We start from the raw sequence: 18,661 nt of genomic DNA, 5'->3' as shown, positions 1-18,661 counted from the left end.
GCCCGGCCGGGGGCGGCTCAGAACTTGATGTTCCCGAGCATGCCGGCGACGTTCGTCGTCAGCTGCTTGATCGTCGGGGCGATGGACGAGCTGGCCAGATAGAAGCCCAGCAGCATGCAGACCAACGCATGCGGGGCCTTCAGTCCAGACTTCTTGACAAGCAAGAAGACGATGATCGCCAGCAGCACCACCGCCGAAATCGAGAGTGCCACGGCGGCTCACCTCCAAGTACTCACGGTCCGGACAGAGTTGAGGGCGCCCGGACCGACTTCACGACCCGCGCACCCGGGTATGCCAAGGGCTCTTTACCCCGTACCCACTACGCGCAAGGGATCATAACTTTCCGCGCTAGCGCATAAGTCGGAGCACGGAAGCAGAACGGGGGCGCACATGATCTTCACGAGCGCGACCGGGGTGAGCCGGTCCGCCGCCGGGGACGGATCCGGCTGCTCCGACCCGGCCCTGACCGGCGCGAAAACCCCTAGGCTCACCCCATGACCGGACAGCCTTCGTTCCCGCGGCAGTACGCCCGTACGCAGCGCTTCACCCTGGGTGCCCCGCGCAGCTACGCCCTCTCCCCCGACGGCGCGCGCGTCGCCTTCCTCCGCTCCGGTTCGGGTACCGACCGCAGCCAGCAGTTGTGGGTACTCGACCTGGAAGAGGGACGGGAGTTCCCGGCCGCCGACCCGCAGGCCCTGCTGGCCGGTGCGGACGAGGACCTCCCCCCGCAGGAGCGGGCCCGCCGCGAGCGCAGCCGGGAGAGCTCGGCGGGCATCGTCGGCTATGCGACCGACTCCGCCGTGGAGTTGGCGGCGTTCACGCTCTCGGGGCGGCTGTTCGTCTCCGAGCTGCGCGCCGGCACCACCCGTGAACTGCCGGTCCAGGGGCCGGTGGTGGACCCCCGGCCGTCGCCGGACGGCCGGCAGGTGGCCTTCGTGGCGGACGGCCGGCTGCGGGTGGTGCCGGTGGACGGCGCCGCGACGTCGGACGAGGGCGAGGGTGGCGCGGCGGCCGACGGGCGGGCGGACCGGGTGCTGGCCGAGCCCGACGGGCCCGAGGTGACCTGGGGGCTCGCGGAGTTCATCGCGGCCGAGGAGATGGGGCGTTACCGGGGTTTCTGGTGGTCACCGGAGAGCGACGCGGTGCTGGCCGCGCGGGTCGACGAGGCGCCGGTGCGGCGCTGGTGGATCTCCGACCCGGCCCATCCGGACCGGGAGCCGACCCGGGTCGCGTACCCGGCGGCCGGCACCCGCAACGCCGAGGTCACCCTCACTCTGCTCGGCCTGGACGGCACCCGCACCGACATCGTCTGGGACACCGAGCGCTACCCCTATCTCGCGCGCGTCCACTGGTCCGCGGCCGGGCCGCCACTGCTGCTCGTACAGGCCCGCGACCAGCGCGACCAGCGCTATCTGACCGTCGACACCACGACCGGCGCGACCCGGACGGTGCACGAGGACGAGGACGAGGCCTGGGTCGAGCCGTTCCCCGGGGTACCGGCCTGGACGCCGGACGGCCGGCTGGTGCGGATCGCGGACGAGGGCGGCGCGCGCAAGCTGTTCGTCGGCGACCGGCCGCTGACCGGGGCGCCGCTGCACGTCCGGGCCGTCCTGGACATCGGCGAGGACGACGTCCTGTTCTCCGCGAGCGGCACCGATATGCACGACATCGGCGTCTACCGCGCCTGGTTCCGCGGCAGCGGTGACCAGGGCGGCTGGGAGCGGGTGGGCGAGCGCCCGTATCCGACGGTGTCCTCCGCGGTGCGCGGCGGGGCGCTGACCGTGCTGTCCCAGGCGTCGCTGGAGCGGCCCGGCACCCAGGTGGAGGTGGTGCGGCTGGATGCCGACGGCGGGGAGAAGACGCTCGCCACGATCGGTTCGCACGCCGAGCAGCCGTCCCTGACCGCCCGCCCCCGTCTCGTCCTTGCCGGGGAACGGGAGATTCCGTGTGCGGTGCTGCTGCCGAGCGGCTATCAGGAGGGCGACGGTCCGCTGCCGGTGCTGCTGGACCCGTACGGCGGTCCGCACGGCCAGCGCGTGGTCGCCGCGCACCACGCCCATCTGACCTCGCAGTGGTTCGCCGACCAGGGCTTCGCGGTGATCGTCGCGGACGGCCGGGGCACCCCGGGCCGCTCCCCCGCGTGGGAGAAGTCGGTCTCCCGGCGGCTCGCGGAGTACGCCCTGGACGACCAGGTCCATGCCCTCCAGGCACTGGCCGGATCCTTTCCCCTGGACATGGAGCGGGTGGCCATCCGCGGCTGGTCCTTCGGCGGCTATCTCGCCGGGCTCGCCGCGCTGCGCAGGCCCGATGTCTTCCACGCGGCGGTGGTGGGCGCGCCGGTCACCGATCTCCGGCTGTACGACACCCATTACCAGGAGCGCTACCTCGGCCATCCGGACGAGGAACCGGCGGTCTATGCGGAGAACTCGCTGATCACGGACGAGGGGCTGTCCGGAGCGGTGGAGCCGCACCGTCCGATGCTGATCGTGCACGGCCTCGCGGACGACAACGTGGTGGTGGCCCATTCGCTGCGGCTGTCCTCGGCGCTGCTGGCGGCGGGCCGCCCGCACGAGGTGCTGCCGCTCTCCGGGGTGACGCATATGGCGGCACAGGAGCAGGTGGCCGAAAACTTGCTGCTGCTCCAAGTCGACTTTCTCAAGCGGTCGTTGGGGATGCGGGCCTGACCACGGGAATACCCGCCCCCGCTGCCCCGTTGTGGGCCCGAGGGGGCCTCCCCACCCCCTACGGGATCTGTTCGCCCGCCCCCTAAGACCCCGCCACCGGCCCGTCTCACCAGCCGGGCGGGAGCGTGGACGGCGGGGGCGGGGCGTGCGGCGGCCGCGCCTCGCCCGGGGTGGCGCCGTACGCCAGCACCTCGTCCGTCTCCGGGGCCGCCGCCGGGACGCCGGGCCGGGCCGCCGTGATCAGCGCGGCCAGTCCGGCGGCCGCCACGAAGCCCGCGGAGCCCAGCTCCAGTTGGGCCCGGACGGGCAGCACGGCGAAGCGGCCCAGCTTCCCGGTGTGGCCGGCGAAGGCGAGTGCCACGGCTCCGTGCACGCACAGCAGGGCCGCGGCGGTCAGCGCCGCCGGCCGGGACCAGGCCGCCCGGCGCAGCGCGGCGGCCGCGGCGCCCAGGGCCAGCAGCGCGAGCGCCACCGCCTGCCAGTGCACCGGCGGCTGGAGCAGCGCACGGAAGACGGAGGCGTCGCCGAACAGCCCCTTGGCGTAGATGTCCCCGCCGAGCTGCGCCCACCAGTGGATCTCCCAGCCGGTGACGGCGATTCCGGCGGCGCCCAGGAGGACGGCGACGGTGACGGCCGGCCCCTTGAACGGCCTGCCGGGTGCCCCGTGGCCCGCCACCGGCGGCACCGCACGGACCACTCCGTAGGCCGCGGACTGCGGCGCCGGCAGCCCGTGCACCCCGCGCCCGCCGGTCCCGTCCGGCCGCTGCCCCGCCGCGCACACCGCGATCATCGCGACCGCCAGGGCGAGTTGGACCAGGGCGGTCAGCCGTGCCCGCGCCATGAGACCGCTGTCCAGCCCTTGGAGCCAGCCCGCGCCCAGCATCCACACCAGCGGGATCCGCAGCAGTGCGGTGGCGGCCGCCAGGGAGAGCAGGGCGCCGGTGACCAGGGTCGAGGCGACGGCGGTGCGCAGGGCGGCGACCGCGACGACGAGCGCGCCGAGCACCAGCAGCGGGTCGAGTGCCGAGGTGGCCCAGGCGGTGAACTCCCGTGGCCGGGGCAGCTGTCCGAGCCAGAACCGCCCTACGTCCGCGCCGTGCTGAGCGATGGTCAGGTCCCGGATGATCCAGCCCACGCCGATCAGCGCGAGCAGCAGGCAGAGCAGTGCGCCGAGGCCGCGCGCGCCGCGGGTGAGAACGCTGTCCCGCACTGTGGACACGGCTCGCCCCCCGTCCGTGTCGAAGTACCCGAGTCGTCCATGGCACCCCGCTCAGGAGGTGTCCCCGCAGGTCTACTCGACTCCCGGCCCGGCGACAACAGAGCCGCCCGGGCGGCGAGTGAAACTCGGACAAAACAGCAACCGGCCGGGGCGCCGTCTGGCGTCCCGACCGGTCTACGGCACCCGCACGGCCGTACGTTGTTCATCATGGCGCGTCCGTATATCGGTGTTGCGACAGTGAAGTTGCCTTCATGTTAAAGAAGTTGATGGCGATATGTCTCCCATGCCGTATATCGCGGACCCCTGTCAAGCACGCCCGGGCGTCGATCTGCGCAATCTTCGCTCAAGAAGTAGACGACCTGTTCACGAGCACACCCGATCCCCTTGACTCCGCCATAAATCACTTGCGAAAGTCCGCTCATCCAGCGGTGCGAATCGGTGCCGCTTCACTCTCCAAGAGAACTCGGCGCGGGGGCACTTCGCGATGACTAGTCCATCCCAGACCGCGGCAACCAAGTCCGATCCACCCGGACTTGATGCCAAGGGTCTGAAGAAGACGAAGGACGGCAAGGACGGTGAGCTCGTTGGCCGTTCCCCCGGCCAACTGATGTGGCGACGCTTCAAGCGCGACCGCACGGGCGTCATTTGCGCGGTCATTGTGCTGGCCTTCTTCGTCGTGGCCGCGCTGGCTCCGGTGATCGCCTCGCTGTACGGCAAGAACCCCTACACCTTCTACGGCAACGAGGACCCGAGCCTCTTCGACGAGTTCGGCTATCCGATGGGTGCCAACGGCGGTATCTCCGGGGACTTCTGGTTCGGCATCGAACCGGCCCTCGGCCGCGATCTGTTCACTTCCCTGATCTACGGCATGCGGACGTCCCTGGGCATCTCGGTGGCGGTGACCATCCTGGTGGTCATCACCGGCACCCTCCTGGGCGTCACGGCAGGCTATGTGGGCGGCAGGACCGACTACTGGCTCGGCCGGGTCATCGACTTCCTGCTCGCCTTCCCCAGCCAGCTGACCTTCGTGGCCTTCATGCCCGTGGTCGTGGCGTTCTTCATCCCGCCGGGCGACGAGACCCCCACGTATGTGCGTGTGGTGGCGCTCATCCTGGTGCAGTGGGCGCTGGGGTGGATGGGTCTGGCCCGGCTGCTGCGCGGCCAGGTCCTGTCCCTGCGGGAACGGGAGTTCGTCGAGGCCGCGAAGATCACCGGCGCCTCTCCCTGGCGCATCATCCGCAAGGAACTGCTGCCCAACGTGGTCACGCCGATCCTGGTGCAGGCCACCTACATGCTCCCGCTGTTCGTCACGGCGGAGGCCGGCCTGTCCTTCCTGGGCGTCGGCATCATGGAACCGACCCCGGACTGGGGGCGGCTGTTCCACACGGCCGGCATGGTCTACGAGAACGACCCGACCTTCCTTCTCTTCCCCGGCGCCGCAATGGTGATCTTCGTGCTGTGCTTCAACCTGCTCGGGGACTCGGTCCGGGACGCCTTCGACCCCAAGTCCGGGCGCTGATCGTCCATTTGAGGGGGGCGCTGTCACCCCCGGGCCGGGCTCGTACCGGTTGCGTCAGGCAGCACATCTGGACAACAACCGACAGGCAGGTGCTGGAACCTCATGAACGCACTATCTACGCGCAGAGCACGCGCCGTGATCGTGGCCCTGGCGGCCGGTTCGCTCGCGCTCACCGGGTGCAGCAGCGGCGGCGGCAGCGGCAAGGACAAGTCCCAGACGGACAAGGACGCCGCCGCGCAGTCCAAGACCGTGGCGCTCGGCACGGCCGCCGACTCCACCGGCCCGGCCGCCGAGGTCAAGGGCGCCCGCAAGGGCGGCACCATGCGCGTCTTCCAGCGTGACAGCTTCAACCACCTGGACCCGGCGCAGATGTACGTCAGCGACCTGGGTGACCTGTCCAAGCTGATCTTCCGTGGTCTGACCACGTACAAGCAGGACGACGCGGGCAAGAAGACGGTCGTCGGTGACCTCGCCACCGACGCGGGCCAGATGTCCGACGGCGGCAAGACGTGGAAGTACACGCTCAAGGACGGCATAAAGTTCGAGGACGGCAAGCCGATCACCTCGAAGGACATCCGCCACACCTTCGAGCGGATGTACGCCAAGTTCATCACCGACGGCCCCACTTACATGCAGACCTGGCTGTCGGGCGCGGGCACCACGTACCGCAAGGCGCTGCCGGACGGTCCGTACAAGGGTGACCACCTGCCCAAGACGGTGCTGGACACCCCGGACGACAAGACCGTCATCTTCCACTTCAAGAAGCCGCAGTCGCAGGTGCCCTACGCGCTCGCCATGGCGGGCTACAGCGTGGTCCCCGAGGGCGCGAAGGACACCAAGGAGAACTACGACGTCAAGCCGGTCTGCGCCGGCCCGTACAAGTTCGCCTCCTTCAAGGAGGGCAAGTCCGCGAAGCTGGTGCGCAACACCAACTGGGACCCGAAGACGGACCCGATGCGGCACCAGTACGTCGACGGCTTCGACATCACCTTCAACCACCAGTTCTCGGACTCCACCAAGCGGCTGATGTCCGACCAGGGTGAGTCCAAGAACGCGATCAGCTTCACCAACTCGGTGGAGCCGACGCAGACCAAGCAGGTGCTGGACAACGCCAGCGCCAGCAAGCGCCTGGTGCAGGGCTACCAGCCCTACGTCTGGCAGATGAACATGAACATGGACCGCCTCAAGGACAAGAAGATCCGCGATGCGATCACCTACGCCATGCCGAACTCCCAGATCGTCCGCCTCAACGGCGGCAGCTACGGCGGTGAGGTCGCCGGCGGTCTGCTCGCCCCGACCGTGGCGGGTTACGTGAAGGGCTACGACCCGTACGGCAAGCTCACGCACCCCAACGGTGAGCCGGAGAAGGCGAAGAAGCTCCTCAAGGAGGCCGGCAAGACGGGCATGAAGCTCGTCTACGCCTACTCCAACACCGAGATCCGCCAGAAGGAATCCGCGGTCATCGAGGACGCCCTGAACAAGGCCGGCTTCGACGTCCAGAAGAAGGAGGTCGACTCGGCCTCCTGGTACCAGCAGATGGGCAAGGTCGACAACGGCTTCGACATCTACATGACCGGCTGGGGCCAGGACTGGGCGGACGCCTCCACCGTCATCCCGCCGTCGTACGACCCCCGTCAGATCCAGGACGGCGCGGCCAACTACTCGCACATCCGTGACAAGCACGTCAGCGAAGAGATCGACCGCATCGAGAAGATCACGGACATCAAGCAGCAGACCGCGGAGTGGCAGAAGCTGCACCGCTACATCGTGGAGAAGGTCAACCCGGCCGCCCCGGTCTACTACACCAAGGTGCTCCAGCTGCACGGCTCCAACGTGGGTGGTGCCCGCTACAACAGCGACACCAACTACCTGGACGTGAACACGCTGTTCCTCAAGAAGTAAGACGCACACAGAAGCAAGCACCGGAAGGCGGTCCGGAGAGCGCGCGGCACGGCGGAGCGCGCGCTCTCCGGGGCCTTCCCCGCCACTCCGTCACTCCCCACAGCCGCCGTCCTGAGAGCAGCGAACTGCCATGCTTCCCTTTCTATTCCGCCGGATCTTCGGCGCGGTCGTCATCCTTCTCCTGCTGAGCGCCTTCACGTTCTTCGTGTTCTTCTCCACGGGTGACCCGGCCATGATGGCGTGCGGCAAGAACTGCACCGCCGACAACGTGGCCCTGATCCATCAGAACCTCGGTCTCGACAAGCCCCTGCCGACGCAGTACTGGGACTTCCTCGTCGGCATCTTCGCGGGCCGCGACTACTCCATCGGGCACTGCAGCGCCCCCTGCTTCGGCTACTCCTTCGCCACCAAGCAGGACGTCTGGACGACGATGATGGACCGGCTGCCCACCACGGCGTCGCTGGCCGTCGGCGGCGCGGTCGCGTTCCTGGTGATCGGCCTCGGTGCCGGTCTGCTCGCCGCCTGGAAGAAGGGCTCGGTGCTGGACAAGACGGTCACCGGCGCTTCCATGGTGCTCAGCTCGGTGCAGATCTACATCCTGGGCCCAATCGTCCTCGGCATCTTCGTCTACAGCGGCATCATGGCCTCGCCCAAGTACGTGGAGCTCACCAGCGACCCGGCCGGCTGGTTCATGGGCCTGCTGCTGCCGTGGCTGGTGATGTCGACGATCTTCACCGCCCAGTACACCCGTATGGCGCGCTCGACGATGATCGAGCAGCTCCAGGAGGAGCACGTCCGCACGGCCAAGGCCAAGGGCATGCCGGCGCGTTACGTCTTCCTCCGCTACGCCTGGCGCGGCTCGCTGATCCCGATCGTCACGATCCTCGGCATCGACCTGAGCTCACTGTTCGGCGGCGCCATGATCACCGAGTACACCTTCTCGCTGGCGGGCCTCGGCCGGCTGGCCATCAACTCCGTCATCACCCTCGATCTGCCCATGATCCTCGGCGTGCTGATCTTCAGCGCCGCGCTGATCCTGGTGTTCAACATCATCGTGGATGCGACGTACGCCCTCATCGACCCGCGCGTGCGCCTGTCCTAGGAGAGCCCAAGTGACCACACTCACCAAGACCGAGGACGCGCCGGTCCCGGCCGGATCGGACCCCTTCCTCTCCGTCCGCGACCTGCATGTCCGGTTCTCCACCGAGGACGGCATCGTCAAGGCGGTCGACGGCCTCTCCTTCGACCTCGAACGCGGGCAGACGCTCGGCATCGTCGGCGAATCGGGATCCGGCAAGTCCGTCACCAACCTCGCCGTGCTGGGGCTGCACAACCCCAAGAGCACCGAGATCACCGGTGACATCACGCTGGACGGCCAGGAGTTGACCGGGGCCAGGGAGAAGACCCTGGAGAAGCTCCGCGGCAACAAGATGGCCATGATCTTCCAGGACGCGCTGACCGCCCTGTCGCCGTACTACACGGTCGGCCGGCAGATCGCGGAGCCGTTCATCAAGCACACCGGCGCCAGCAAGCGCGAGGGCCGGCAGCGCGCCATCGAGATGCTGACCAAGGTCGGTATCCCGCAGCCCAATCTGCGGGTGGACGACTATCCGCACCAGTTCTCCGGCGGTATGCGCCAGCGCGCGATGATCGCCATGTCGCTGGTCTGCAACCCCGAGCTGCTGATCGCCGACGAGCCGACCACCGCCCTGGACGTCACCGTCCAGGCGCAGATCCTGGACCTTCTCAAGGACCTCCAGCAGGAGTTCGGCTCCGCGATCATCCTGATCACCCACGACCTCGGCGTGGTCGCCAACATCGCGGACGACCTGCTGGTGATGTACGCGGGCCGCGCCGTGGAGCGGGGCTCCGTCAAGGAGATCCTCGGCCGGCCGCAGCACCCGTACACCTGGGGCCTGCTGAGCTCGATGCCCCGGCTGAGCTCGGACGTCCACGAGGAGCTGCACCCGATCCCCGGGACGCCGCCGAGCCTGCTCACCCCGCCCTCCGGCTGCGGGTTCCACCCGCGCTGCGGCTTCACCGGCGAGGTCGGCGGCGCCCGTTGCGCCGACGAGCGGCCGCTGCTGGAGCTGGGGCGCGCCGCCGCGTGCCATCTGAGCGCCGAGCAGAAGCAGACCCTCTTCACCGAGCAGATCAAGCCCCGGCTGGGCTAGGGAGCTATCACCATGGCAGAGAACGTCACCCTCCCGGCGCCCCGTGACGCCGCGCCCACCCCGGGCGAGCCGCTGCTCACCGCCGAGGGCCTCACCAAGCACTTCCCGATCCACGGCGGCTTCCCGTTCAAGCGGAAGGTCGGCGCGGTCCAGGCGGTCGACGGCGTCGACCTGACCGTGCACGCCGGTGAGAGCTTCGGTCTGGTCGGTGAGTCGGGCTGCGGCAAGTCCACCACCGGACGGCTGCTCACCCGGCTCATGGAGCCGACCTCCGGCAAGATCACCTACGCGGGCCAGGACATCACCCACGCGGGCCGCAAGGAGCTGGCGCCGATCCGCTCCGAGATCCAGATGATCTTCCAGGACCCGTATGCCTCGCTGAACCCGCGGCAGACCGTCGGCACCATCATCGGCGGCCCGATGGAGATCAACGGGATCAATCCGACCGGCGGCCGGGAGAAGCGGGTCCAGGAACTCCTGGAGACCGTCGGTCTCAACCCGGAGCACTACAACCGCTTCCCGCACGAGTTCTCCGGCGGTCAGCGCCAGCGCATCGGGGTGGCCCGGGCGCTCGCCCTGGAGCCGAAGCTGATCGTCGCGGACGAGCCGGTCTCCGCGCTCGATGTCTCGATCCAGGCGCAGGTCGTCAACCTGCTCCAGAAGCTCCAGCGGGAACTGGGCATCGCGTTCCTGTTCATCGCCCACGACCTGGCGATCGTGCGGCACTTCAGTGAGCGGGTCGCGGTGATGTACCTCGGCAAGATCGTCGAGGTGGGGACCCGCGACGAGATCTACCACCGCCCGCGCCACCCCTACACCCACGCGCTGCTCTCGGCGGTGCCCGAGGCCAAGCTGACGGAGGACGAGGAGGAGGACCGCGAGCGCATCCGCCTCGCCGGTGACGTCCCCTCCCCGGTCAACCCGCCCTCCGGCTGCCGGTTCCGTACGCGGTGCTGGAAGGCGCAGGACAAGTGCGCCACCGAGGAGCCGCCGCTCGTGCAGATCGGCGGGAACGAGGCCGGGCACCTCACCGCGTGCCACTTCCCCGAGGAGCCGACGACCGCGGCCCGCGGCGAGGACATCATCCTCGACCCGGCGCTGGCCGCGATCGAGGAGTCCACGGCGGCCGCGGACACCGACACGGCCGAGTAGCCCTCCGTCCGGAGCCGGAGCCCGCTTCCCCTACGGGAGGCGGGCTCTCGGCGTCTGCGCCTGCGGCCGCGCACGGCCGTCCGGCCCGTACGGCTACTCGCTCGGCACCACGTGCCGCTCCTCGGCGAAGTGACAGGCCGAGGCGTGCCCGGCCGGGCTCGCCGTCCCGCGGAACCCGTCGGGCACGTCCAGCGGGGGTACGACGTCGGCGCACAGCTGCCGGGCCTTCCAGCAGCGGGTGCGGAAGGGGCAGCCGGAGGGCGGGTTCGCGGGTGAGGGGACATCGCCGGCCAGCAGGATGCGGTCCCGGTGGGTGCGGGCGTCCGGGTCGGGGACGGGTACGGCGGACAGCAGGGCCTGGGTGTACGGGTGCGTGGGGTGGTCGTAGATCTGCTCCTGGGTGCCGGTCTCGGCCAGCCGCCCCAGGTACATCACCGCGACCCGGTCGGAGATATGCCGCACGACGGACAGATCGTGGGCGATGAAGACGTACGACAGCGCGAACTCCCGCTGCAACTGCTCCAGCAGATTGACCACTTGCGCCTGAATCGAGACATCCAGCGCGGAGACCGGCTCATCGGCGACGATGATCTCCGGGCGCAGCGCCAGGCCGCGGGCGATCCCGATGCGCTGGCGCTGGCCGCCGGAGAACTGGTGCGGATAGCGGTTGATGAACTCGGGGTTGAGCCCGACCACTTCCAGGAGTTCCTGGACCTTTCTGCGGCGGTCCCGCTTAGGGGCCGCCTCGGGGTGGATCTCGTAGGGCTCGCCGATGATGTCGCCGACGGTCATCCGGGGGTTCAGGGAGGTGTAGGGGTCCTGGAACACCATCTGGATGTTGCGGCGTACGGCCCGCAGCGCGCGGGCCGAGAGGGTGCTGAGGTCCTCGCCCCGGTAGCGGATCTGACCGGACGTCGGGCGTTCGAGGCCGACCAGCAGCCTGGCGATGGTGGACTTGCCGCAGCCCGATTCGCCGACGATGCCGAGAGTCTCGCCCTGGTGGAGGTCGAAGGAGACCCCGTCGACGGCCTTGACCGCGCCGATCTGCTTCCGGAAGAGCACCCCCCGGGTGAGCGGGAAGTGTTTGACCAGGTCGCGGACCTCCAGGATCGGGGTCCCCGGGCCGGCCGCCGGGCTGCCGCCGTCATCGTGCGCCATCGAGCGTCTCCTTCCAGAAGTGGCAGGCGCTGGCCCGGCCGGGTCCGGCCTCGTACAGCGGTGGCGGATCGGTGCGGCAGATGTCCTGGGCCAGCGGGCAGCGCGGGTGGAAGGGGCAGCCGGGCGGGATGGCCGTCAGGCTGGGCGGCAGGCCCTTGATCGCGTAGAGCCGCCGCCCCTTGCGGTCCAGCCGCGGGACGGAGTCCAGCAGTCCGCGGGTGTACGGGTGGGCGGGTGCCCGGTAGAGCTGGTGGACGGGGGCGGTCTCGACGATCCGGCCGGCGTACATCACCGCGATCGTGTCGGCGACATCGGCGACCACGCCCAGGTCATGGGTGATCAGGATCAGCCCCATGGTCAGCTCGCGCTGGAGCTCGGCCAGCAGATCCATCACCTGCGCCTGGACGGTGACGTCCAGTGCCGTGGTCGGCTCGTCCGCGATGATCAGGTCCGGGCCGAGGGCCAGTGCCATGGCGATCATGATGCGCTGGCGCATTCCGCCGGAGAACTGGTGCGGATAGTCGCCCACCCGCTCCCTGGCCGCCGGGATGCCGACCCGCTCCATCAGCTCCACCGCTTTGCCGCGGGCGTCCTTACGGGACATCCCCTCGTGGACCTGGAACATCTCCCCGAGCTGGGCGCCGACACTGAGGACCGGGTTCAGCGCGGACAGCGCGTCCTGGAAGATCATCGCCATCTTCGCGCCGCGGACCTTGCGCCGTTCGTCCCTGCGCAGGGTGAGCAGATCGCGCCCCTGGAAGATGACTTCGCCGCCGGTGACGCGTCCCGGCGGTGAGTCGAGGATGCCCATCACGGCCTGGGCGGTGACGGACTTTCCGGAGCCTGACTCGCCGAGCACCGCCAGCGTCTGTCCGGGCGCCACGCGGTAGCTGACGCCGTTGACGGCCTTGGCCACGCCGTCCCGGGTACGGAACTCGACCCGCAGGTCGCGCACGTCGAGCAGGGCCGTGGCGGCGCCGGTGGACCGCGCGTCCTCGTTCGTCATCTTCCGGCTCCTCAGCGCAACTTGGGGTCGAGGGCGTCGCGTACCGCGTCGCCGAGCAGGATGAACGCCAGCACCGTGATGCTCAGCGCGCCCGCGGGCCACAGCAGCATGTGCGGCGCGCTGCGGATGTAGGGGGAGGCCGTGGAGATATCGATGCCCCAGGAGACGGTGGGCGGTTTCAGGCCCGCGCCGAGGTACGAGAGCGTCGCCTCCAGCGCGATGAAGGTGCCGAGGGCGATGGTGGCGACGACGATGACCGGCGCGACGGCGTTCGGCGCGATATGCCGCAGCAGCAGCCGTCGGTTGCCGGCGCCCAGCGCCCGCGCGGCCTGGACGTAGTCGTTCTGTTTGGCGGTGACGACGGAGCCGCGGGCGATACGGGAGATCTGCGGCCAGCCCAGCAGCACGATGAAGCCGACCACCGGCCAGACCGTGGTGCTGGTGACCATGGAGAGGAAGACCAGACCGCCGAGGATCACCGGGATGCCGAAGAAGATGTCGGCGAGCCGGGAGAGCAGGGTGTCGCCCCAGCCGCCGAAGAACCCGGCCAGTCCGCCCAGCAGGCTGCCGAGCAGCGCCGCACCGGTGGTGGCGCAGACGCCGACGGTGATGGAGGCGCGGGCGCCGTAGACGACCCGGGTGTAGACGTCCCGGCCCTGGGTGTCGAAGCCGAAGGGGTGGCCGGGCTGGGAGCCCTGCTGTGCCTTGGCGAGGTCGGCGCGGTAGGGGTTGCCGGTGGCGATCAGCTGCGGCCAGATCGCGATGATCACCAGGAAGACGATGACCAGCGCGGAGAGCACGAAGACCGGGTTGCGGTACAGGTCGTGCCAGGCGTCGCTCCACAGACTGCGCGGTTTGCCGACGGGGGCCCCGGGTGGTCCGGCGCCGGGCGGGGCCGCACCGGGCCGCCGTTCCAGCGACTCCGCCTCGCCGATGGCCAGTGCGGCGGACCCGCCGTCGCCATGGCCGATGGCTTCCTTGGGGACGTAGGACTCAGGCATAGCGGATCCTCGGGTCGAGGACGGCGTACAGCAGGTCGACGAGGAGGTTCGCGAGCAGGAAGACCAGCACCAGGATCGTCACGAAGCCCACGACGGTCGGCGAGTTCTGCCGCAGGATGCCCTGGTAGAGCTGGTATCCGACGCCGTGGATGTTGAAGATGCGCTCGGTGACGATCGCGCCGCCCATGAGGGCGCCGATGTCCGTGCCGATGAAGGTGACGACCGGGATCAGCGAATTGCGCAGCAGATGGCGGGTGATGACGCGGTGCCGGGGCAGGCCCTTGGCGAGGGCGGTGCGGACGTAGTCGGCGCGGGCGTTCTCCGCGATCGAGGTCCGGGTCAGCCGGGTCACGTAGGCGAGCGAGACCAGCGCCAGCACCAGCCCCGGCAGCAGGAGTTCGTTCAGCGGCGCCTCGGGGGCGACGGACGGCGCGGCCCAGGCCCACTGCACCCCGAACAGGAACTGGAGCAGATAGCCGCTGACGAAGGTCGGGATGGACACCACGACGAGGGTGAGGACCAGCACCGTGGTGTCGATGTCCCGGCCGCGCCGCAGCCCGCTGAACACCCCCAGCACGATGCCCACCAGCATCTCGATGACGACGGCGACCAGGGCCAGCCGCAGCGTGACGGGAAAGGCGGAGGCCATCAGCTCGGTGACCGACTGGCCGTTGAAGGCGGTGCCGAAATTCCCCTGGAAGATCTGCCCCATGTAGTGCAGGTACTGCTTCCACAGCGGTTCATCGAGGTAGAGCTCGCGGCGGATCCGGGCGGCGGTGGCGGGGTCGGGCGCCCGGTCGCCGAACATCGCGGCCACGGGGTCGCCCAGGGCGTACACCATGAAGAAGATGAGGAAGGTGCTGCCGATGAACACCGGGATCATCTGGAGCAGCCGGCGGATCACATAGCGGCCCATGAAGCACCGGCCTCCCTCGCCGCACGGCCCGTGGGCACGGTCAGTTGACCTTGATCTCGTTGTAGACCGGCACGCTGAACGGATTCAGTGCGACATTGCTGATCCGGTCCGAATAGCCGCCGCTGCCGTTCTGGTACCAGAGCGGAATGGCCGGCATCTGGGTGGCGAGGATCTTCTCCGCGTCCTGGAATGTCGCGACGGCCTTCTTCTGGTCCGTTTCCGCGTTCGCCTGGTTCACCAGTTTGTCGAAGTCGGCATTGCTGAACTTGCCGTCGTTGGCGGAGGCGTCGGTGTAGTACAGCGGCTGGAGGAAGTTCTGGATCAGTGGATAGTCCATCTGCCAGCCGGCCCGGAAGGGCCCGCTCATCCGCCTGGCGGTGAGCTTGTTGCGGAAGTCGGCGAACGTGCCGACGGGCGCCCCGACACATGACTGGTCCTCTCCCAGCGACTTGTTGATGCTGTTGCAGAGGGCGTCGATCCAGTCCTTGTGGGAGCCCGTATCGGCGTTGTACGCGAGGGTGATTCTGCCGCCGGGGAGTCCGCCGCCCTCCTTGATCAGCTGTTTCGCCTTGGCCGCGTTGAACTCACAGGCTTCGCCGCACAGCCCGGGTTTGTACCCGCCCTCCGGCCCGAGCACCGGTGAGGTCCAGTCCGTGGCGGGCGTCCGGGTCTTCTGGAAGATCTCCCGGGTGATCTGGTTCCGGTCGATCGCCATCGACAGGCCACGGCGCACCTTCTCCGCGCCCGGCCGCGCCCACCGTTTGTCGTACATGGGAAAGGCGAGGGTCTGGATGATCCCGGCCGGCTGATTGATGTAACGGCCGCCCAGATCCGCCCGCACATTCTTCAGCTGTGCGGCGGGCACATCGTCGACCAGATCGAGGTTTCCCGCCTGGAGATCGGTATACGCCGTGTTGTTGTCCGTATAGACCCGCAGATCGATACCGCCGTTACGCGCCGGATCATCCCCCGGATACTTGTCCCACTTCCGCATCCGCAGCACCGACCCCTTTTCGTAGGAGTCCACGGTGTACGGCCCGTTCCCCACCGGCTTGTCGATCCAGGCGTCGTGGTCCCGGAAGAACGACTGCGGCAGCGGCATGAAGGCCGAATAGCCCAGCGTGTCCGGCCAGCTGGAGAACTTCTGGTTGAGCTTGACGGTGAAGGTCCGGTCGTCCTTGACCGCCAGCCCCGACAGGGTCTTGGCCTGCGGGGTCCCCTTGTCCGGATGTACCTGGGCGAAGCCGTCGATGTACTGGAAGAACGGTGCGTTCTTCTGCTTGTTGCTCAGCAGCGCGCCATAATTCCAGGCGTCCACGAAGGACTTGGCGGTGACCTTTTCCCCGTTGCTGAAGGTCCAGCCGTCCTTCAGCGTCACCGTGAAATTCTGCGAATCCTTCGTCTCGATCCGGTCCGCGATCACATTCTCCGCGGCGCCCGTCTTCGGGTTGTAGCGCTTGAGCCCGCGGAACAGCATTTCCAGGACCTTGCCGCCCTGGACCTCATTGGTGTTCGCCGGCTCCAGCGGATTCTGCGGATCCCCCCAGGAGGCGCTGACCACACCGGAACGGCTCGCACCGCTCCCGCCCCCGCACGCCGTGGCCACGAGGGCGACGGCAACGGCGGATGCGCCCCACTTCGCGCACGTGGCTCTCCGCATGACGCCTCCTCAGCTCCGGGATCATGCCTAGGGCCACATAAGATCGCAAAGCAGGACGTACCGCACTTCGGCGGCGTGCGCCACTGCTCCGGAACCCGGAGAAACCCCTCGGATGCCCGATCGGGCAGGGAGAGGGGGCGCCCCCGGGGAGCCCCCGGAGATCGCTCTTGGGATGAACCCCGCTGACAACCCGGCCGGCCCAACGGTGAAGGGGCGCCCCTCACACGGAGGGGCGCCCCTTCAGAGCGTGCCTGGCTAACGGCGGCAGCCGTTACCGCTTGGCGCGGGACGCGGTGCGGCCGCGCTCCTTCTGGTCCAGGACGACCTTGCGGATGCGCACGGCCTCCGGGGTCACCTCGACGCACTCGTCGTCGCGGCAGAACTCCAGGGACTGCTCCAGCGACAGCTTGCGCGGCGGCACGATCGCCTCGAACGAGTCGGCCGAGGAGGAGCGCATGTTGGTGAGCTTCTTCTCCTTGGTGATGTTCACGTCCATGTCGTCGGCGCGGGAGTTCTCGCCGACGATCATGCCCTCGTACACCTCGGTGCCGGGCTCGGTGAACAGCACACCGCGCTCCTGGAGGTTCGTCATCGCGAAGGCGGTGACGGCACCGGAGCGGTCGGCGACCAGGGAGCCGTTGTTACGGGTGGTGAGGGTGCCGAACCACGGCTCGTGGCCCTCGTGGATCGAGTGCGCGATACCGGTGCCGCGGGTGTTGGTCAGGAACTCCGTACGGAAGCCGATCAGACCGCGGGACGGGACGACGAACTCCATCCGCACCCAGCCGGAGCCATGGTTGGACATGTTGTCCATCCGGCCCTTGCGGACACCCATCAGCTGCGTGACGGCGCCCATGTGCTCCTCGGGCACGTCGATGGTCATGCGCTCGACGGGCTCGTAGGTCTTGCCGTCGACCTCCTTGGTGACCACCTGCGGCTTGCCGATGGTCATCTCGAAGCCCTCACGGCGCATCTGCTCCACCAGGATGGCCAGCGCCAGCTCACCGCGGCCCTGCACCTCCCAGGCGTCGGGGCGCTCGGTCTCCAGGACGCGCAGCGAGACGTTACCGATCAGCTCGCGCTCCAGGCGGTCCTTGACCTGGCGGGCGGTGACCTTGCGGTCCTTGACGGCGGCCTTGGCGTCCGCGCCCTTGCCGGTGCCGCCCCGGCCGACCAGCGGCGAGGTGTTGGTACCGATGGTCATGGAGATCGCCGGCTCGTCGACCGTGATCAGCGGCAGCGCGACCGGGTTCTCCGGGTCCGCCAGCGTCTCGCCGATCATGATGTCGGGGATACCGGCGACCGCGCAGATGTCGCCCGGGCCGGCCTTCTCGGCGGGCTTGCGGGTGAGCGCCTCGGTCATCATCAGCTCGGTGATGCGAACGTTGGCGATGGAGCCGTCCCGCTTGATCCACGCGACGCTCTGGCCCTTGGCCAGCTCGCCCTGCTCGACGCGGAGCAGCGCGATACGGCCGAGGAAGTTGTCCGCGTCCAGGTTGGTGACATGCGCCTGGAGCGGGGCGTCCGCGTCGTACTGCGGGGCCGGGACGGAGTCCAGGAGCGTGGTGAAGAACGGCTCCAGGTTGGTGCTGTCGGCCGGGACGGTGCCGTCCTCCGGCTTGGTCAGCGAGGCGACGCCGTCACGGGCGCAGGCGTAGACGATCGGGAACTCGATCTGGTCCTCATCCGCGTCCAGGTCCAGGAACAGGTCGTAGGTCTCGTTGACGACCTCGTCGATCCGGGAGTCGGGGCGGTCGGTCTTGTTGATGCACAGGATGACCGGCATGCGGGCCGCGAGGGCCTTGCGGAGCACGAAGCGGGTCTGCGGCAGCGGACCCTCGGAGGCGTCGACCAGCAGGACGACCGCGTCGACCATCGACAGACCGCGCTCGACCTCGCCACCGAAGTCGGCGTGGCCGGGGGTGTCGATGATGTTGATCGTGATCGGGTCCCCGCCGTCCTTGGGGTGATACTTCACCGCCGTGTTCTTGGCGAGGATCGTGATGCCCTTCTCACGCTCCAGGTCGTTGGAGTCCATCATCCGGTCGTCGAGCTTCTCGGCGGCGTGTTCGGCGAACGAACCGGCCTGCTTGAGCATGGCGTCGACGAGGGTCGTCTTCCCGTGGTCGACGTGGGCGACGATGGCGACGTTACGAATGTCGTGGCGGGTGGGCATACTGGCGGCGCTTCTCCCGGAATCGTGGGTGGCGACGCGTCCATTCGGTACGCGCGCCCGCCGGGCATAACGAAGCCACGGCCTCACCCCATCG

General features: G+C 69.0%; 14 protein-coding genes. 6 read left to right on the top strand and 8 right to left on the bottom strand.

What is annotated here, in order from left to right; genetic code table 11:
- Positions 1-17: 17 nt before the first annotated feature.
- Complete coding sequence (locus tag TU31_RS02600; protein WP_006603310.1) at positions 18-212, bottom strand: hypothetical protein; 195 nt, start codon at positions 210-212, stop codon at positions 18-20.
- Positions 213-494: 282 nt separating this feature from the next.
- On the opposite strand from TU31_RS02600, the gene TU31_RS02595 reads away from it, so the two are divergent.
- Positions 495-2,684: a S9 family peptidase gene (locus tag TU31_RS02595; RefSeq protein WP_042148207.1), complete on the top strand. Its 2,190-nt coding sequence runs from the start codon at positions 495-497 to the stop codon at positions 2,682-2,684.
- 106 nt (positions 2,685-2,790) lie between these two features.
- On the opposite strand, the gene TU31_RS02590 is transcribed toward TU31_RS02595, so the two are convergent.
- A complete protein-coding gene (locus TU31_RS02590; protein WP_245698384.1) occupies positions 2,791-3,903 on the bottom strand; it encodes a hypothetical protein in 1,113 nt (370 codons plus the stop codon).
- A 484-nt stretch (positions 3,904-4,387) separates the two neighbouring features.
- Between TU31_RS02590 and TU31_RS02585 the strand changes: the two genes are divergently transcribed.
- The 5 genes from TU31_RS02585 (at position 4,388) to TU31_RS02565 (ending at position 10,650) form a co-directional block, all read left to right on the top strand.
- Positions 4,388-5,422 carry an ABC transporter permease gene (locus tag TU31_RS02585; protein WP_042148201.1) on the top strand — a complete coding sequence of 345 codons (1,035 nt, stop codon included), beginning with the start codon at positions 4,388-4,390 and terminating at the stop codon, positions 5,420-5,422.
- A gap of 102 nt (positions 5,423-5,524) precedes the next feature.
- On the top strand, positions 5,525-7,324 hold the full coding sequence (locus TU31_RS02580) for an ABC transporter substrate-binding protein (protein ID WP_042148197.1): 1,800 nt from the start codon (positions 5,525-5,527) through the stop codon (positions 7,322-7,324).
- A 130-nt stretch (positions 7,325-7,454) separates the two neighbouring features.
- Complete coding sequence (locus TU31_RS02575; protein WP_042148195.1) at positions 7,455-8,426, top strand: ABC transporter permease; 972 nt, start codon at positions 7,455-7,457, stop codon at positions 8,424-8,426.
- Between the two features lie 10 nt (positions 8,427-8,436).
- Positions 8,437-9,498, top strand: coding sequence for an ABC transporter ATP-binding protein (locus TU31_RS02570; protein WP_042148192.1), 1,062 nt, complete (start codon positions 8,437-8,439; stop codon positions 9,496-9,498).
- Positions 9,499-9,510: 12 nt separating this feature from the next.
- Positions 9,511-10,650 (top strand): ABC transporter ATP-binding protein, encoded by a 1,140-nt coding sequence (locus TU31_RS02565; RefSeq protein ID WP_042148189.1) that lies wholly within the window; start codon positions 9,511-9,513, stop codon positions 10,648-10,650.
- 93 nt (positions 10,651-10,743) lie between these two features.
- On the opposite strand, the gene TU31_RS02560 is transcribed toward TU31_RS02565, so the two are convergent.
- From TU31_RS02560 to typA, 6 genes are all read right to left on the bottom strand, one after another.
- Positions 10,744-11,808, bottom strand: a complete 1,065-nt coding sequence (locus TU31_RS02560; protein ID WP_042148186.1) for an ABC transporter ATP-binding protein — start codon at positions 11,806-11,808, stop codon at positions 10,744-10,746.
- The gene (locus TU31_RS02555) at positions 11,795-12,814 is read right to left on the bottom strand and encodes an ABC transporter ATP-binding protein (RefSeq protein WP_042148183.1); all 1,020 of its coding nucleotides are present in this window, start codon (positions 12,812-12,814) and stop codon (positions 11,795-11,797) included. Before TU31_RS02555 ends, TU31_RS02560 begins: the two co-directional genes overlap by 14 nt.
- Before the next feature lie 11 nt (positions 12,815-12,825).
- Positions 12,826-13,815, bottom strand: a complete 990-nt coding sequence (locus TU31_RS02550) for an ABC transporter permease (RefSeq protein WP_042148180.1) — start codon at positions 13,813-13,815, stop codon at positions 12,826-12,828.
- Complete coding sequence (locus TU31_RS02545; RefSeq protein WP_042148177.1) at positions 13,808-14,731, bottom strand: ABC transporter permease; 924 nt, start codon at positions 14,729-14,731, stop codon at positions 13,808-13,810. Before TU31_RS02545 ends, TU31_RS02550 begins: the two co-directional genes overlap by 8 nt.
- A gap of 40 nt (positions 14,732-14,771) precedes the next feature.
- Positions 14,772-16,391, bottom strand: coding sequence for a peptide ABC transporter substrate-binding protein (locus TU31_RS02540; RefSeq protein WP_042148174.1), 1,620 nt, complete (start codon positions 16,389-16,391; stop codon positions 14,772-14,774).
- A gap of 271 nt (positions 16,392-16,662) precedes the next feature.
- Positions 16,663-18,567, bottom strand: coding sequence for a translational GTPase TypA (gene typA, locus TU31_RS02535; RefSeq protein WP_042148171.1), 1,905 nt, complete (start codon positions 18,565-18,567; stop codon positions 16,663-16,665).
- Positions 18,568-18,661 lie beyond the last annotated feature (94 nt).

It is taken from the genome of Streptomyces lydicamycinicus (genome assembly GCF_000829715.2).
In the GTDB taxonomy this organism is placed as follows: domain Bacteria; phylum Actinomycetota; class Actinomycetes; order Streptomycetales; family Streptomycetaceae; genus Streptomyces; species Streptomyces lydicamycinicus.
The sequence above is the reverse complement of the archived record's forward strand: the minus strand, read 5'-3'. Positions and strand labels throughout refer to the sequence as shown.

Coding starts and splice junctions, on each gene's coding strand:
- TU31_RS02595 (WP_042148207.1), top strand. CDS start 495: ATGACCGGACAGCCTTCGTTCCCGCGGCAGTACGCCCGTACGCAGCGC.
- TU31_RS02585 (WP_042148201.1), top strand. CDS start 4,388: ATGACTAGTCCATCCCAGACCGCGGCAACCAAGTCCGATCCACCCGGA.
- TU31_RS02580 (WP_042148197.1), top strand. CDS start 5,525: ATGAACGCACTATCTACGCGCAGAGCACGCGCCGTGATCGTGGCCCTG.
- TU31_RS02575 (WP_042148195.1), top strand. CDS start 7,455: ATGCTTCCCTTTCTATTCCGCCGGATCTTCGGCGCGGTCGTCATCCTT.
- TU31_RS02565 (WP_042148189.1), top strand. CDS start 9,511: ATGGCAGAGAACGTCACCCTCCCGGCGCCCCGTGACGCCGCGCCCACC.
- TU31_RS02560 (WP_042148186.1), bottom strand. CDS start 11,808: ATGGCGCACGATGACGGCGGCAGCCCGGCGGCCGGCCCGGGGACCCCG.
- TU31_RS02555 (WP_042148183.1), bottom strand. CDS start 12,814: ATGACGAACGAGGACGCGCGGTCCACCGGCGCCGCCACGGCCCTGCTC.
- TU31_RS02550 (WP_042148180.1), bottom strand. CDS start 13,815: ATGCCTGAGTCCTACGTCCCCAAGGAAGCCATCGGCCATGGCGACGGC.
- TU31_RS02545 (WP_042148177.1), bottom strand. CDS start 14,731: ATGGGCCGCTATGTGATCCGCCGGCTGCTCCAGATGATCCCGGTGTTC.
- TU31_RS02540 (WP_042148174.1), bottom strand. CDS start 16,391: ATGCGGAGAGCCACGTGCGCGAAGTGGGGCGCATCCGCCGTTGCCGTC.
- typA (WP_042148171.1), bottom strand. CDS start 18,567: ATGCCCACCCGCCACGACATTCGTAACGTCGCCATCGTCGCCCACGTC.